This window comes from Cellulosimicrobium sp. JZ28 (assembly GCF_015327065.1).
Taxonomy (GTDB): Bacteria; Actinomycetota; Actinomycetes; order Actinomycetales; family Cellulomonadaceae; genus Cellulosimicrobium; species Cellulosimicrobium funkei.
This window is the reverse complement of record NZ_CP017660.1, coordinates 3,291,364-3,305,922: the sequence shown is the minus strand read 5'-3', so window position 1 is coordinate 3,305,922 and position 14,559 is coordinate 3,291,364. Positions and strand designations below refer to the sequence as shown.

General features: G+C 75.1%; 13 protein-coding genes and 1 riboswitch. Of the genes, 5 read left to right on the top strand and 8 right to left on the bottom strand.

Annotated elements, in window-relative coordinates:
• Positions 1-130: 130 nt before the first annotated feature.
• Positions 131-1,873 carry a glycosyl hydrolase family 18 protein gene (locus BJP59_RS14810; RefSeq protein ID WP_194521297.1) on the top strand — a complete coding sequence of 581 codons (1,743 nt, stop codon included), beginning with the start codon at positions 131-133 and terminating at the stop codon, positions 1,871-1,873.
• Between the two features lie 142 nt (positions 1,874-2,015).
• Here the strand turns inward: BJP59_RS14810 and BJP59_RS14805 are convergent, their stop codons facing one another.
• Genes BJP59_RS14805 through BJP59_RS14795 form a run of 3 tightly spaced genes read right to left on the bottom strand, consistent with a single transcriptional unit; the run spans position 2,016 to position 3,860 of the window.
• Positions 2,016-2,711, bottom strand: a complete 696-nt coding sequence (locus BJP59_RS14805; protein WP_194521296.1) for a phosphatase PAP2 family protein — start codon at positions 2,709-2,711, stop codon at positions 2,016-2,018.
• Positions 2,711-3,409 carry a phosphatase PAP2 family protein gene (locus BJP59_RS14800; RefSeq protein ID WP_194521295.1) on the bottom strand — a complete coding sequence of 233 codons (699 nt, stop codon included), beginning with the start codon at positions 3,407-3,409 and terminating at the stop codon, positions 2,711-2,713. Before BJP59_RS14800 ends, BJP59_RS14805 begins: the two co-directional genes overlap by 1 nt.
• Before the next feature lie 55 nt (positions 3,410-3,464).
• Positions 3,465-3,860 (bottom strand): RidA family protein, encoded by a 396-nt coding sequence (locus BJP59_RS14795; protein ID WP_194521294.1) that lies wholly within the window; start codon positions 3,858-3,860, stop codon positions 3,465-3,467.
• 172 nt (positions 3,861-4,032) lie between these two features.
• Between BJP59_RS14795 and BJP59_RS14790 the strand changes: the two genes are divergently transcribed.
• A complete protein-coding gene (locus tag BJP59_RS14790; RefSeq protein WP_043658711.1) occupies positions 4,033-4,530 on the top strand; it encodes an NUDIX domain-containing protein in 498 nt (165 codons plus the stop codon).
• Positions 4,531-4,574: 44 nt separating this feature from the next.
• Here BJP59_RS14790 and BJP59_RS20175 read toward each other — a convergent pair whose 3' ends face one another.
• The 5 genes from BJP59_RS20175 to BJP59_RS14770 form a co-directional block, all read right to left on the bottom strand.
• Complete coding sequence (locus BJP59_RS20175; protein ID WP_255179672.1) at positions 4,575-4,703, bottom strand: hypothetical protein; 129 nt, start codon at positions 4,701-4,703, stop codon at positions 4,575-4,577.
• 192 nt (positions 4,704-4,895) lie between these two features.
• Positions 4,896-6,128, bottom strand: coding sequence for an acetyl-CoA C-acyltransferase (locus tag BJP59_RS14785; protein WP_061268826.1), 1,233 nt, complete (start codon positions 6,126-6,128; stop codon positions 4,896-4,898).
• 115 nt (positions 6,129-6,243) lie between these two features.
• Positions 6,244-7,485, bottom strand: coding sequence for an acyl-CoA dehydrogenase family protein (locus tag BJP59_RS14780; RefSeq protein ID WP_043652250.1), 1,242 nt, complete (start codon positions 7,483-7,485; stop codon positions 6,244-6,246).
• 165 nt (positions 7,486-7,650) lie between these two features.
• Positions 7,651-8,361 carry a nicotinamide riboside transporter PnuC gene (gene pnuC / locus BJP59_RS14775; protein WP_194521293.1) on the bottom strand — a complete coding sequence of 237 codons (711 nt, stop codon included), beginning with the start codon at positions 8,359-8,361 and terminating at the stop codon, positions 7,651-7,653.
• Positions 8,362-8,510: 149 nt separating this feature from the next.
• Positions 8,511-8,636, bottom strand: a riboswitch (FMN riboswitch).
• A 109-nt stretch (positions 8,637-8,745) separates the two neighbouring features.
• A complete protein-coding gene (locus tag BJP59_RS14770; RefSeq protein WP_194521292.1) occupies positions 8,746-9,504 on the bottom strand; it encodes a TetR/AcrR family transcriptional regulator in 759 nt (252 codons plus the stop codon).
• A 47-nt stretch (positions 9,505-9,551) separates the two neighbouring features.
• On the opposite strand from BJP59_RS14770, the gene BJP59_RS14765 reads away from it, so the two are divergent.
• The 3 genes from BJP59_RS14765 (at position 9,552) to BJP59_RS14755 (ending at position 14,547) form a co-directional block, all read left to right on the top strand.
• Positions 9,552-10,052, top strand: a complete 501-nt coding sequence (locus BJP59_RS14765; protein ID WP_336244576.1) for an MOSC domain-containing protein — start codon at positions 9,552-9,554, stop codon at positions 10,050-10,052.
• A 191-nt stretch (positions 10,053-10,243) separates the two neighbouring features.
• Positions 10,244-11,812, top strand: coding sequence for a 3' terminal RNA ribose 2'-O-methyltransferase Hen1 (locus BJP59_RS14760; protein ID WP_194521291.1), 1,569 nt, complete (start codon positions 10,244-10,246; stop codon positions 11,810-11,812).
• Positions 11,809-14,547 carry a polynucleotide kinase-phosphatase gene (locus tag BJP59_RS14755; protein ID WP_194521290.1) on the top strand — a complete coding sequence of 913 codons (2,739 nt, stop codon included), beginning with the start codon at positions 11,809-11,811 and terminating at the stop codon, positions 14,545-14,547. Before BJP59_RS14760 ends, BJP59_RS14755 begins: the two co-directional genes overlap by 4 nt.
• The last annotated feature ends 12 nt before the right edge of the window (positions 14,548-14,559 follow it).

Here is a 14,559-nt window from a genome sequence, read left to right as displayed (position 1 = left end):
GCGCCCTGCCACCGACAGCGGTAACAGTTTCGTTCGGACCCTGGCGTTACGGGGAGGCGCACGGGTATCTTGCAGGAGACCGAACAAATCCCGGGATCCCCAGCCCGGGCCGAAGAGCAACGAGGCCTTCATGACCGATCGATCGACACCCAGCGCGGCTGCCCCCGGCCGCTCGTTCGCCAGGACCTCGCCACGACGCTCGCGCGTGGTCACGGCCTCCGCCGTCGTCGGGGCGCTCGCCCTCACGGCCGCCACCTTCGCGTCGCCCGCCGCGGCGGCACCCCAGCCCACGGCCAAGCCGGCGGCCTCCGTCGCCGGGCCGTCGGACATCAACGGGTTCCGCAGCGTCGGCTACGTCATGGCCGACTCGCGCGTCACCCGCGACTTCCACGTGGCCGACCTCGTGCGCACCGGAGCGATCGAGGACCTCACCCACATCAACTACGCGTTCGGCAACGTCACGACCGACCTGGTGTGCGACATCGCCGACGTCCCCGGCGAGGGCGACCCCCTCAACGACTTCGTCGCGGAGGTGCCCGCCGCGGACTCCGTCGACGGCAAGGCCGACAAGCCGGGCCAGAAGCTCGCCGGCAACTTCAACCAGCTCAAGAAGCTCAAGGCCGTCAGCCCGGAGACGAAGATCCTCGTCTCCCTCGGCGGCTGGACCTGGTCGGACAACTTCTCCGAGGCGGCGTCCACGGCCGAGGGTCGTACGCGGCTCGTCGACTCGTGCCTCGACCTCTACATCGACGGCAACCTGCCGGTCGTCGACGGCAAGGGCGGCCCCGGCGTCGCGGCCGGCATCTTCGACGGCATCGACATCGACTGGGAGTGGCCGGTCACCGGCGGCGAGACGGCGAACGTCCGCCCGGAGGACAAGGAGAACTTCCTGCTCCTCATGGAGGAGTTCCGCGCCGAGCTCGACGCGCGCGGCGCGACGACCGGCCAGGACTACCTGCTGACGGCGTTCGCGCCCGCGGGCGGCTGGAACGCCGGCCAGGGCGGCTGGCTCGACCCGCGCCTGTTCGCGGTCGTCGACTTCCTCAACGTCCAGGGCTACGACTTCCACGGCGGCTGGGTCCCGAACAAGACGGGCCACCAGGGCAACCTGCACCCCGACGGCGCGGAGAACTGGGGCCTCGGCCTCGACGGCGCCCTCGGCATGTACGTGAACGCGGGCGCGGACCCGTCGCAGATCAACGCGGGCCTCGCGGCCTACGGCCATGGCTGGTACGGCGTCAAGGACGGCACGAAGGGCTGGCAGCCCGCCGCCGGGTACGTCGGCACCAAGACGTACGCCGAGCTGCGCTCCTTCGGCGGGAAGAAGTTCTTCGACCCGAAGATCGGCGCGAGCTGGCTGTACAACGGCGACCAGTGGTGGAGCTACGACGACCCGGCGTCCGTGACGGCGAAGGCCGAGTTCGTCGCGACGCAGGGTTACGGCGGCGCGATGTGGTGGGACCTCTCCGGCGACTACCGCAACGAGCTCGGCGACGCCCTGGGCTCGACGCTGCGCGCCGCGACCCCGGGTCCCGGCGTGGCCGAGGAGTGCGCGGTGCCCTGGTACGGCACGGGCGTCTACACCGGTGGTGAGGTCGTCTCGCACGAGGGCGCGGAGTACAAGGCCCAGTGGTGGACCCGCAACCAGGAGCCGGGCGCCAGCAACGCCTGGAAGAAGATCGGCCCCTGCGGCACCGCGCCCGAGGTCGAGGCGGCGGTCTGCGCCCCGGCCTGGTCGCGCGAGGCCGTCTACACCGGCGGGCAGACCGTGTCCCGCGCCGGCGTGAACTACAGGGCCCAGTGGTGGACGAAGGGCGAGCTCCCCGGTTCCGTGACGTGGGGCTCGTGGGACCCGGTGGGTCTGTGCGCCTGATCTGACGGCTGGTCCGGGTGCCGCGCGCGCCCGGACCGCCCCCGCACGACGACGGCGGGCCCGGTCTTCGGACCGGGCCCGCCGTCGTCGTGGTCGGGGGAGAGCGTCGCCGACGGGGCGCCGCGAGCGCGATCTCGGCGTCTCAGCGCTTCGAGCGCAGGTCGCGGCGCAGGTAGTGCCACGCGAGGACGCAGCACACGATGCCGTTGAGGAGTCCCACGACGACGTCCGCCGGTCCGTGGGCGCCGCGGTAGAGCCGCGAGAGACCCACGCCGAGCGGCACGAGGCAGCACAGCACCGTCACGACGACGCGCAGGGCGGGGTTCGTGATGCGCTGCGCGAGCAGGGCGAGGGTCAGGTAGAACGCCGCCGACGCGCCCGTGTGCCCCGAGGGGAAGCTGGACGTCGGGGGCGCCTCGTCGAGCCGCGAGACGTCGGGCCGCTCGCGCCCCACGACGATCGACGACGTGAGGAAGATCAGCGCCTGCAGCGCGACGGCGAGCGCGGGCACGAGGGCGAACCACCACTGCCGGGTGCGCCACCACACGAGCGCGACGGTGAGCAGCGTGCCGCCGATGATGAACTCGGTCGTGCCGATGAGGGAGAGCACGTCGGTGACGGTGTCCCAGAACGGCGTGCGCCGTTGCTCGAACCACCGGTTGACCGCGACCTCGCCCGGCAGGTCGCCGAGCGGCCCGGTGACGAGGAAGCCCGTCGCGACGATGACCACCCACAGCACCGCTCCCGGGAGGAACGCCCGCAGGCCGACGTCGCGCAGCACCTCCTTCGCCGTGGGGCGGGTCGTGTCCAGCTCGTAGCGGTGCACGAAGGGTTGCATCAGACCTCGTTCCTGGGAGTGTCACCGGAGGGACGGCCGGACCGCGCGGCGGTCCACCCGTGGTAGCCGACGGCAGACGCCCCCGCGACCGCGCCGCCGAGGAGGATCCCGCCGACGACGTCAGACGGGTAGTGCGCGCCGAGCAGCACGCGGTCGGCCGCGGTGACGAGGGCGAGCGCCGTCGCACCGCCGACCACCGCGACGCGGCCTCGCCGCCCGAGCAGCGGCCAGACGAGCACGCTGAGCGTCACCCCGACGGCCGCCGCGTTCATCGCGTGCCCGGAGGGGAAGCTCGCGCCCGGCACGGTCGACACGGCGTCCTCGAGGACGGGCCGCGCGCGGCCGACGACCTCCTTCGCGCCGAGGCCGAGCGCCCACGCGCCCCAGATCGTCCCCGCCGCCCAGGCCGCGCGCGACCCGAGCCCGTGGCGTCGCCACGCCCAGACGCACACGCCCATCGCGGCGAGGTTCATCCACCGCGCGGCCAGGGCCTCCTGCCCCACGAGGAGCGCGCTCTCGAGCGCGGGGCGCTCGCCGGCGAACCGGGTCGCCGCGGCGACGGCGGCACGGTCCGCGTCGACGACGACCCCCGACTCCGCGCGCACGAGCCACGCGAGCGCGAGCACGGGAAGCGAGGCCGCGACCCCGTACGCCGCGGCCCGCCAGAGGGCGCGGTACGGGGTCCGGTGGGCTGGCACCCCCGGACAGTAGCGGCACCCCCGTGTCGTCGCGCGCGGGAGCCGGTGCCCCGCGTCAGGCGGGGAGCGCCGCGACCGCCTCGATCTCGACGAGCGCGCCCGGTCGCGCGATCCCGACCCGCAGGACGGTCACGGCGGCGGGGTGCGGGCCCCAGACCTCGCCGACGGCGCCGAACCCCTCCATGAGGTCGGCCTCGGGGTCGAGGTAGACGGCGAGTCGCGCGACGTCCTCCGGCCCGGCGCCTGCCTCGGCCAGCACTGCGAGGACGTTGCGCAGCGCCTGGGCCGTCTGGGCCGCGATGCCGCCCTCGACGATCGCGCCGTCCGCGTCGGTGCCGTTCTGGCCCCCGACGTAGAGCGTGCGACCGGTCTCGACGATCGTGCCCTGCGAGAACGCCGGGTTGCGGTGCAGCCCGGGCGGGTTGAGGTGCGTGACGCTCTGCGTGGCCATGGTCGTCCCCTTCTGCGGTCCCGGTCCTGGTGCTGCCGACGCTACGCCGTGCCCCCGACAGACCCCCGACAGACCCCCGACAGGCCACCGGACACGACCCCGAAACGCCCCCGGCGGGTGGTCCGCGCGGCTCCGACGGGCCGGTCCGGCGTCGGCTGTGTAGGAAGGAGGGGTGAAGCAGTCAGCAGGGCTCGTGCTCTACCGGTTCCGTGCCGACGTCGTCGAGGTGCTCCTCGGGCACATGGGGGGCCCGCTGTGGGCGCGCAAGGACGCGGGCGGGTGGACGATCCCCAAGGGCGAGGTGGAGCCGGGGGAGGACGAGCACGCGGCGGCGCTGCGCGAGTTCGCCGAGGAGCTCGGCGTCCCGGCCCCCGCCGGCGCGGCGCCGGACCTCGACCTCGGCACGGTGCGCCAGCGCGCGGGCAAGCTCGTCGCGGCGTGGGCGCGGGAGGCGGACCTCGACGTCACGACGATCGCGAGCAACACGTTCGCGCTGGAGTGGCCGCCGCGCTCGGGGCGCATGCAGGAGTTCCCGGAGCTCGACCGGGCCGGCTGGTTCGCGCTCGCGCGCGCCCGCGGGCTCGTGGTCGCGGGCCAGGTCCCGCTGCTCGACCGGTTGGAGGAGCTGCTCGCGCGCGAGCCGGCGCGGAGCACGACGACCGAGGGATGACGAGAGCCCGGGACCGCGGTCCCGGGCTCGTCGAGCGGGAGGCGTCAGCCGAGCAGGTAGGGCGCCGCGGCGAAGCCTGCGGCGAGCCCGACGAGCGCGACGGCGACGGCGGACAGGTGCGAGCGGCGCGCACGGCTCGCGGTACGGCGGGCTGCGTCGGTCACGGTGGTCATGACGGTCCTCTCGTGGGGGGCGGTTCCAGGGAGAGGGACCACGTCAGACGCGATCCATGACGCGAAACCCGGCCGGCGTGGCGCGATCTGCGTCACACCGCGGTGGCCGAAACGCGCCAACCCTGGTGCAGCATCGTGCACCAGGGTTGGTCGGCTCGCGCGGTGGAGCCCCGAGGGGGCCCGCCCGGAGGGTCAGGCGCGCAGGACGAGCGCGTCCCCCTGGCCGCCGCCGCCGCACAGCGCCGCCGCGCCGACGCCGCCCCCGCGGCGACGGAGCGCGAGCGCGAGGTGCAGCGCGAGCCGAGCGCCCGACGCGCCGACCGGGTGGCCGAGCGCGATGGCGCCGCCGTCGGCGTTGACGACGTCCGCGTCGATGCCGAGGTCCGCGACGGACTGCAGCGCGACGGCGGCGAACGCCTCGTTGATCTCCACGAGGTCGAGGTCCGCGGCGGCGATCCCCTCGCGCTTCACAGCGGCCTCGATGGCCCGCGCCGGCTGGGAGTGCAGCGAGTTGTCGGGTCCCGCGACCTGCCCCGCCGCACCGATCTCGGCGAGCCACGGCAGGCCGTTGCGCTTCGCGAAGGCACGGCTCGCGACGACGACCGCCGCCGCGCCGTCGGACAGGGGCGAGCTCGACCCGGCGGTGATGGTCCCGTCCTGCACGAAGGCGGGGCGCAGGCGCTCCAGGGCCTCGAGCGTCGTGTCGGCGCGCACGCCCTCGTCGTGCTCGACGACGACCGGCTCACCCCGCCGCTGCGGCACCTCGACGGGGGCGATCTCCTCGGCGAGGCGCCCGGCGTCGCGCGCCGCGGCGGCCCGCTGGTGCGAGCGCAGCGCGAACGCGTCCTGCTCGGGGCGGCCGATGCCGCGCGTCGCGCAGCCGCGGTCGGTGAGCTCGCCCATGACCTCGCCGCTGAACGGGTCGTTCAGGCCGTCGTGCGTGAGCGAGTCGGCCATCGTCACGTCCCCGAACGCGAACCCGGAGCGCGACCCGACGACGAGGTGCGGCGCGTTCGTCATGGACTCCTGGCCGCCCGCGACGACGACGCTCGCCTCGCCCGTGCGGACCAGCCGGGCCGCGTCGATGATCGCGGTGAGGCCCGAGAGGCACAGCTTGTTGATCGTCACGGTGGGCACGTCCCAGCCGAGGCCCGCGAGGATCGCGGCCTGGCGCGCGGGGCCCTGCTTGGCGCCCGCCTGCACGACCTGCCCGACGATCACCGTGTCGACCTGCTCCGGCGCGACGCCCGCGGCCGCGAGCGCGCCCCGGATCGCGTGCGCACCGAGCTCGGCCGCCGAGAGCGAGGCGAGCGCGCCGCGGAAGCGCGCGAAGGGGGTGCGCGCGCCGTGCAGGAGGACCGGGGTGACCTCGTCCTCGGGGGTGACGGCGGCGGCGTCGGGCAGGGGGCTGGCGTCGGTGCTCATGGGACTCCGATCCGGGGAGGGCGAGGAGACGGGGCGAACAGGAAGGAGCCCCGGCGCCGCGAGGAGGGGCGAGCGGCGCCGGGGAGCGGAGGGAGGGCGTGCGCCCTCGGAACCGTCACACGAACGCGGAGACGCCCGTGATGTCGCGCCCGACGATGAGCGCCTGGACCGACTCGGTGCCCTCGTACGTGTGCAGGGCCTCGATGTCGGCGAAGTGCCGCGCGACGCGGTTCTGGAGCAGGATCCCGTTGCCGCCGAGCAGGTCGCGCGCGCTCGCCGCGACCTCGCGTGCCCCGCGGGTGCACGTGTACTTCGCGAGCGACGCCTGCGGGCCGGTGAGCGTCCCCGCCTCGTCGAGCCGCGTCATCTGCGCGACGAGGAGCTGGAGCTGCGTGATCGTCGAGAGCATCCGCGTGAGGCGCTCCTGCACCATCTGGTTCGCGGCGAGCGGGCGCCCGAACTGGACGCGCTGCTTCGCGTACGCGACCGCGGCCTCGTAGCACGCGACGGCGTGCCCGACGGCGGCCCACGCCACCCCGAGGCGCGTCGCGAAGAGCACGCGCGAGGTGTCCTTGAACGACCGCGCGCCGGGCAGGGCGTTCTCGGCGGGGACGAACACGTCGTCGAGCACGACGTGCGCCTGCCAGATCGCGCGGAGCGACACCTTGCCGGTGATGGTCGTGCCCGTGTAGCCCGGGGTGTCCTGCGGCACGACGAACCCGTGGACCTGACCATCGCCGTCGTCGCCGACGAGGCGCGCCCACACGACCGTGACGTGGCCCGACGACCCGTTGCCGATCCACTTCTTCTCGCCGTTCAGCACGTAGCCCTCGACGCCGTCGCGCGTCTCCTTGCGCGCCGTCGTCTCGAGCGAGACGGAGTCCGAGCCGTGGGTGGGCTCGGTGAGCGCGAACGCGCCGAGGATCTCCCCGCGCGCCATGGGCTCGGCGTACTTCGCCCGCTGCTCGTCGGAGCCGAGCATCTGGATGCTGCGCAGCGCGAGGCCGCCCTGGACGCCGCAGATCGTCGCGACGGAGCCGTCGCCGCGCGACATCTCCATGGCGGCGAGGCCTGCCGCGAGCTGGCTCACGTGCGGACGACCGTCGACGTCGACACCGTCGCGCAGCAGGTCGAGCTCGCCCATGCGCTTGACGAGGTCGAACGGGACCTCGGCACGCTCCCAGTAGTCGTCGATGACGGGCAGCACCTCGTCCTGGACGAACTGCCGGACGCGCTGCAGGTGGGCGCGGTCCTCCTCGGTCGCGTCGGCGAACGCGCCGGCGTAGTCGAGGTCGAGCGGGGTCGCGAGGTCGTAGGTGGGCTCGGTGACGCCGGGCATGATCGGGGTGGTGGGCATCGGTGCTCCCCTGGGAGGGCGGCTGCGGTCGGTCGACCGTCCTCGACGCGGTGGCCCGGGGTGCGGGCCCGGCGTCGGCGGCGGTCCCTCCCATAGTGCAGCGATACCCCGTCTCAGTCAATCGAGACGGGGTATCGGGGTGGGTGGGGCCGGATGACCGGCGGGTCAGGCGGGCGCGCCCGCCGCCGCGGCGTCCGCCTCGGCAGCGGCGGCCGCGCGGCGGTTGACGCGCCACCACACGAAGAACCCGACGAGCGTGAACGCGCCGTAGAACACGTACATGAACGCGGACGCGTAGAAGCCGGCCGAGATCAGCAGCGGCACGCCCACGACGTCGACGGCGACCCAGATGAGCCAGAACTCCACCCAGCCCTTCGCCATGCCGTACGTCGCGAGCAGCGAGCCCATGAAGATCCACGCGTCGGCCCAGACGGGCTCGTACGACTCGAGCGCGCGGAAGACCGGGGTCAGCAGCGCCGTGCCGCCGACGAGCGCGACGACGAGGAACGCGCGCTGGCGCCACGACGCCCAGCGCGGCACGACGGCGACGCCGTGGCTGTCCGCGTCGGCGTCACCGAGCCGCGCCTGGGTCTTGCGCCACTGCACCCACCCGTAGACCGACACGACGACGAACATCACCTGGCGACCGGCCTGGCCGAGCAGGTTGACGGGGTTGGGCGTCGCGAACACCGCGCCGAGGAACACCGTGAGCAGCAGCAGGTTGCCGACGATGCCCACGGGCCACGCCCACACCTTGCGCCGCATGCCGCCCAGCGCCGACGCCAGGCCGAACCCGTTGCCCACGATCTCGCGCCACAGCAGGTGCTGGTCGCCGATCGTCAGCTGCGCGTCGAACAGCGCGTGGATCAGGTCCATCGGATGTCCTCGTCCTCCCGGGCACGGGCGCTCCGGGGTGAGGGCGGGCGGCGGGGCCGGGCCACGAGGGCCCGACGGCGTCGCTCACCACGGCGAGACCGCGCCCCGTCGCGCGGGCTCGCGAGAGCCCGGCCGAGGACGGCCGCGCCGCACGTGCTTCCTCCCATCCGGACTTTCACCGTCGGTCCTGGAGTTCCACCAGGTCAACCGCGCGTGGGCGCGGGTCGCGGACTGTCACCGCCGGCTCGGAATTGCACCGACCCCGGAGCACGTTCGTGCGTACTGCGTTCTGCAACCGCCGATGCTACTCGCGCATTCCCCGGGCACGGGAGTCGCACCGCACCGTCCCACGGACTGGAACACGGCGGGGCGGGGCGGGAGGGGTCAGGCCAGGGCGTCGCGGACGGCGCGCGCGACGTCGTCCGCGACGCCCTGCGCGTCCGCGTCCGCGTCCACCACGGTCACGACGACGCGGCGCGCCGCGGGCACGCCGTCCCCGCTGCGCTCCCGGGCGGCGGCGTCGGGCGCGGCGTACCGGCCGACGGCGGCGCGGCGCAGGTCCGCGAACGCCTCCTCGAGCTGGGGGCGCAGGTCCTGCTCGGGGGAGCGCAGCCACCGGCGCAGGAGCGCGTTGTGCACGGCGACGACGGACGCCGCGAACGCGATGGACGCCGTCGAGCGGCGCTCGTCCGGCGGGAGCGCGTCGCGCAGGTACGCGGTGAACGCGCGCTCGTAGCGGTGGGTCGTCACGAGCTCGCGGTCGCGCAGCGCCGGCACCTGCTGGAGGAGCTGCCAGCGGGCCAGGGACGTCTCGCGCTGCCCGACGTGGTGGTCGAACACCAGCCGCGCCGCGCGGCACACCTCGAGGTACGGGTCGACCGTCGGGTCGGGCGTGAGGTGCCCCTCGGCGTCGGGCACGGGCCGCGTCGCGGCGAGCATGACGACGACCTCGTCGAGCAGGAGCTCGTGGTCCGCGAAGACCACGTCCTCCTTGGACCCGTAGCGGCGGAAGAAGGTGGCGCGGCTGACCTGGGCGGCGTCGGCGATCTCCTCGACGGTCGTCTGCTCGTACCCCTTGCGGGTGAAGAGCTCGATCGCTGCGTCGACGGCCTGGGCATGGGTGCGGCTGCGGACGTCGGTCATGCACCGGACGGTACACCGGTACCCGGCGCTCGCCCGGCCCGGGGGCGGTGGCCCCCGGGCGGCGCCGGGTGCGAGGCTGGTGCCATGCCGGACCAGCCTCGCGTGCACGCGATCCACGTCGCGAAGGCCCGTCGGCTGCCGACGCGGGTCGTCGCGTCGGTCGAGGCCGAGGAGGGCAAGGGCCTCGTCGGCGACCGGTACCACGGGTCGAAGCACCGGCACGTGACGATCCAGACGCTCACCGACCTCGCGGCCGCCTCCGCGGACCTCGGGCGCAGGAGATCGACCCCGGCCTCACCCGGCGCAACGTCACGCTCACCCACGGCGACCTGCCCACGAAGCCGGGGTCGTTCCTGCGGATCGGGGACGTCGAGCTGCAGGTGCTCCGGATCGCCGCGCCGTGCCGGCTGCTCGACGACTGGATCGCGCCCGGCGCCATGCGCGCGATGCACGCGCGGGGCGGCGTCGTGTGCCGTCTGCTGTCGTCCGGCACGGTCCGGGCGGGCGACGTCGTGGTGTGGGACGAGGCGGGTGCCCGCGGGGTCTGAGCCCCGGGGCGGCCTCCGGCCCGACGGTGGCCGGGCGCATGCCGTCGGCAGTGGCGCCCGTGCTTCGACGGTAGACCTGTGGCGACCCCCGCGTCGACGGCTGGAGCGGGTGAGACGACGGCCGTCCACAGCCCCGACGGTCGTCCACAAACCCGGTGCCGTGGTCCCCGCCGGGTGGCACCATGGCGGCCATGCTCGTGACCCTCGCCGCGACGGCGTCCCCCGGGACGCTCGACGACGCCACCGACCTCGGCTTCCTGCTGCACAAGCACCCGGACCGGGCGCAGGTGTTCGACCTGCCCGTCGGCCGCGCGCACGTCTTCTACCCCGAGGCGACGGCGGAGCGGTGCGAGGCCGCGCTCCTGCTCGAGGTCGACCCGGTGGGGATCGTGCGGAACAAGCGGTTCGGCGGCGGCGACGCGTTCGCGCTCGCGCAGTACGTGAACGACCGCCCGTACGCCGCGTCGTCGATGGTCGCGGTCGCGCTCGGCAAGGTGTTCGCGACGGCGATGAGCGGCCGGTGCGACGCACGACCGGCGCTCGCGGACGCCCCGATCCCGCTCGACGTGCACGTGCCGTCCCTGCCGTGCCGGGGCGGCGCGGACCTCGCGCGCCGGCTGTTCGAGCCGCTGGGGTGGAGCGTCACGGCGACGGCGGAGCCGCTCGACCCGACGGTGCCGTCGTGGGGCGCGTCGCGCCACGTCGACCTGCGGCTGCGCGGTACCCGGCGGCTCGCGGACGCGCTCGCGCAGCTCTACGTGCTGCTGCCCGTGCTCGACGACGCGAAGCACTACTGGGTCTCGACCGACGAGGTGGACAAGCTCGTGCGCGCGGGCGGCGGCTGGCTCGCGGACCACCCGGAGCGTGCGCAGATCCTGCGCCGCTACCTCGCGCACCAGCGCCGCTACGTCGAGGACGCCACCGCGCGTCTCACCGCGCTCGACGGGGACGTCCCCGAGGAGGACGCCGCACCCGCCGCCGGCATGCCGGCCGGCGCCCCGTCGTCCGACGTCGGCCCGCAGGGCGCCATGACGGAGACCGGCGCCGTCACGGCGGGCGACGCCGAGGGCACGCCGGAGCCGCCGCTCGCTCGGCAGCGGGCCGACGCGGTGCTCGCGGCCCTGCACGACGCCGGGGCACGGACCGTCGTCGACCTCGGGTGCGGCGAGGGCGCGCTCCTGCGTCGCCTCGCCGCGGACCGGACCTTCACGCGCGTGCTCGGGACCGACGTGTCGGCGCGCGAGCTCGAGCGGGCGGCGGCGCGCCTGCGCCTGCACGAGGCGAGCGACGCCGAGCGGGAGCGGGTGCGGCTCGTGCAGTCGTCGCTCACGTACGTGGACGACCGGGTGGCGGGGTTCGACGCCGCGGTGCTCATGGAGGTCGTCGAGCACGTCGACCCGTCGCGCCTCGACGCGCTCACGGCCGCGGTGCTGGGCCACGCCCGGCCGCGGACCGTCGTCGTGACGACGCCGAACGCCGAGTACAACGTCCACTACCCGAACCTGCTGGACGGCCCCGGCGGCGGGCGCGTGCGCCACCCCGACCACCGCTTCGAGTGGACGCGTGCGGAGCTGCGCGCGTGGGCGGCCGCGGCGGGGGAGCGCTACGGGTACGCGGTCGAGCTGCGCGACGTCGGCCCGCTCGCCCCCGACGTCGGGGCGCCCACCCAGATGGCGGTGCTGACCCTCGTCGGGGACGCGGCGTCGCCCGACGCCGCGCCGGCCCCGGCCGCGGCACGGACCACGGAGGAGACCCGATGACCGGGCAGGCGACCGAGAGCGCGAGCCCGACCTCGGGCGCGACGCCGACCCCGACCCCGACCTCGACCTCGACCCCGAGCACGACGCGCGAGCTGCGCGTGCCTGCGTCGAGCCTCGTGGTGCTCGTCGGCGTGTCCGGCTCGGGGAAGTCGACCTTCGCGCGCGAGCACTTCGGGCCGTACGAGACGGTGTCGTCGGACGTGTGCCGCGGGCTCGTGTCGAACGACGAGAACGACCAGGCGGCCACGCGCGCGGCGTTCGAGGTCCTGGAGACCATCGTGTCCAAGCGGCTGGAGACGAACCTGCTCACCGTCGTCGACGCGACGAACGTGCAGCGCGAGGCCCGCGGGTCGCTCGTCGCGCTCGCCCGCGCGCACGACGTCCTGCCCGTCGCGATCGTCCTCGACCTGCCGGAGAAGGTGGCGGTGGAGCGGAACGCGGCGCGCCCGGACCGCGGGTTCGGCGCGCACGTCGTCAAGCGCCAGCGTGCGGCGCTGCGGTCGTCGCTGAAGACCCTCCAGCGCGAGGGCTTCCGCACCGTGCACGTGCTGCGCGGCGAGGACGAGGTGGCGGCGGCCCAGGTCGTGCGCACGCCCCTGCTCACCGACCGTCGCGACGAGCACGGTCCGTTCGACGCGATCGGCGACGTCCACGGCTGCCTCGACGAGCTGGTGGCGCTGCTCGGGGTGCTGGGCTACGCCGTCGTGCGTGACGACGCCGGCCGGCCCGTCGACGCCGTGCACCCCGAGGGCCGGCGCGCGATCCTCCTCGGCGACCTCGTCGACCGCGGGCCCGACTCCCCGGGGGTGCTGCGGCTCGCGATGGGCATGGTCCGTGCGGGGCACGCGCTCGCGGTGCCGGGCAACCACGAGCACAAGCTCGTGCGCGCGCTCGGCGGGCGCGACGTGAAGGTCTCCCACGGCCTCGAGACGACGCTCGCCCAGCTCGCCGCGGAGCCCGAGCAGTTCCGGCGCGAGGTCGAGGCGTTCTGCCGTGACCTCGTGTCCCACCTCGTGCTCGACGACGGTCGCCTCGTGGTGGCGCACGCCGGGCTCAAGGAGTCCTACCAGGGCCGCGCGTCGGGCCGCGTGCGCAGCTTCGCGCTGTACGGCGACACCACGGGCGAGACCGACGAGTTCGGCCTGCCCGTGCGCTACCCGTGGGCCGACGACTACCGCGGACGCGCCATGGTCCTCTACGGGCACACGCCCACGCCCGAGGCCGAGTGGGTCAACAACACGATGTGCCTCGACACCGGGTGCGTCTTCGGCGGGAAGCTGTCCGCGCTGCGCTACCCCGAGAGGGAGGTCGTGCAGGTGCCCGCCGCGCGCGAGTACTACGCGCCCGCGCGCCCCTTCCTGCCCGATGGCGCGACCGGTCCCGGATCGCCCGCGCGCGCGGACGACCTGCTGAGCGTCACCGACGTGCTCGGCCGCCGCGGCGTCGAGACGGCGACGCACGGGCGCGTGACCGTGGGCGAGGAGCAGGCGGCGGGGGCGCTCGAGGTGATGAGCCGGTTCGCCGTCGACCCGCGCCTGCTGCTCCACCTGCCGCCGACGATGAGCCCGGTCGCGACCTCGACGCTGCCCGGGATGCTCGAGCACCCCGACGGCGCGTTCGCCGCGTACGCGCGCGACGGCGTCGACCGCGTGGTGTGCGAGGAGAAGCACATGGGGTCGCGCGCCGTCCTGCTCGTCGCGCGCGACTCGGGGCCGGGCGGCTCCCGCGTCGTCGCGGAGCGGTTCGGCATCGAGGCGCCCGGCGCCGTCCACACCCGCACCGGGCGGTCGTTCCTCGACGGCCCGACGACGGAGCTCCTCCTCGCGCGGGTCGCCGCGGCCCTCGACGCGGCCGGGACGTGGGACGCGCGCGGTGCCGACTGGGTCCTGCTCGACGCCGAGGTCCTGCCGTGGTCGCTCAAGGCAGACCAGCTCCTGCGCGACCAGTACGCGAGCGTCGGCGCGGCCGCGCGCGCCGTCATGCCCGCGGCGCTCGCGGCCCTCGCTGCGGCGGAGGCGCGGGGCGTCGACGTGGGCGAGCTGCGCCGTCGGACGGCGCGGCGCGCGACCGACGCCGAGCTCTTCGTCGAGGCGTACCGGCGCTACCGCTGGGACACGGGCGCGGTCGGCAACGGTGGGGGCGGCGGGGCCGACCCGCTGCGCGGCGTCCAGGTCGCCCCGTTCCAGGTGCTCGCGAGCGGGACGGCCGGGCGACCGGGCTCGCCGGAGGTCACCGGAGCGACGTACGCCGACCGCGACCACCTGTGGCACCTCGGCGTCGTGGACGCGCTCGTCGCCGCGGACCCGGCGCTGTTCCGGGCGACGCGACGCGTGGTCGTGGACCTCGCCGACGAGGCGTCGCGCGCCGAGGGCACGGCGTGGTGGGAAGACCTGACGGCAGCCGGGGGAGAGGGCATGGTCGTCAAGCCGCTCGCCAACCTCGTGCGGCGACAGGGGGCGCCGGGCAAGGGCGGCGGGCTCGTCCAGCCCGGCCTCAAGGTCCGCGGCCGTGAGTACCTGCGCATCATCTACGGCCCCGAGTACACCGAGGAGCGCAACCTCGAGCGCCTCCGCGAGCGGTCGCTGGGGCGCAAGCGCTCGCTCGCGCTGCGGGAGTACGCGCTCGGTCTGGAGGCGCTGGACCGGGTCGCGCGCGGCGAGCCGACGTGGCGCGTCCACGAACCGGTGTTCGCGGTGCTGGCGCTGGAGTCGGAACCGGTCGACCCCCGGCTCTGAGGCGCCTCGGCC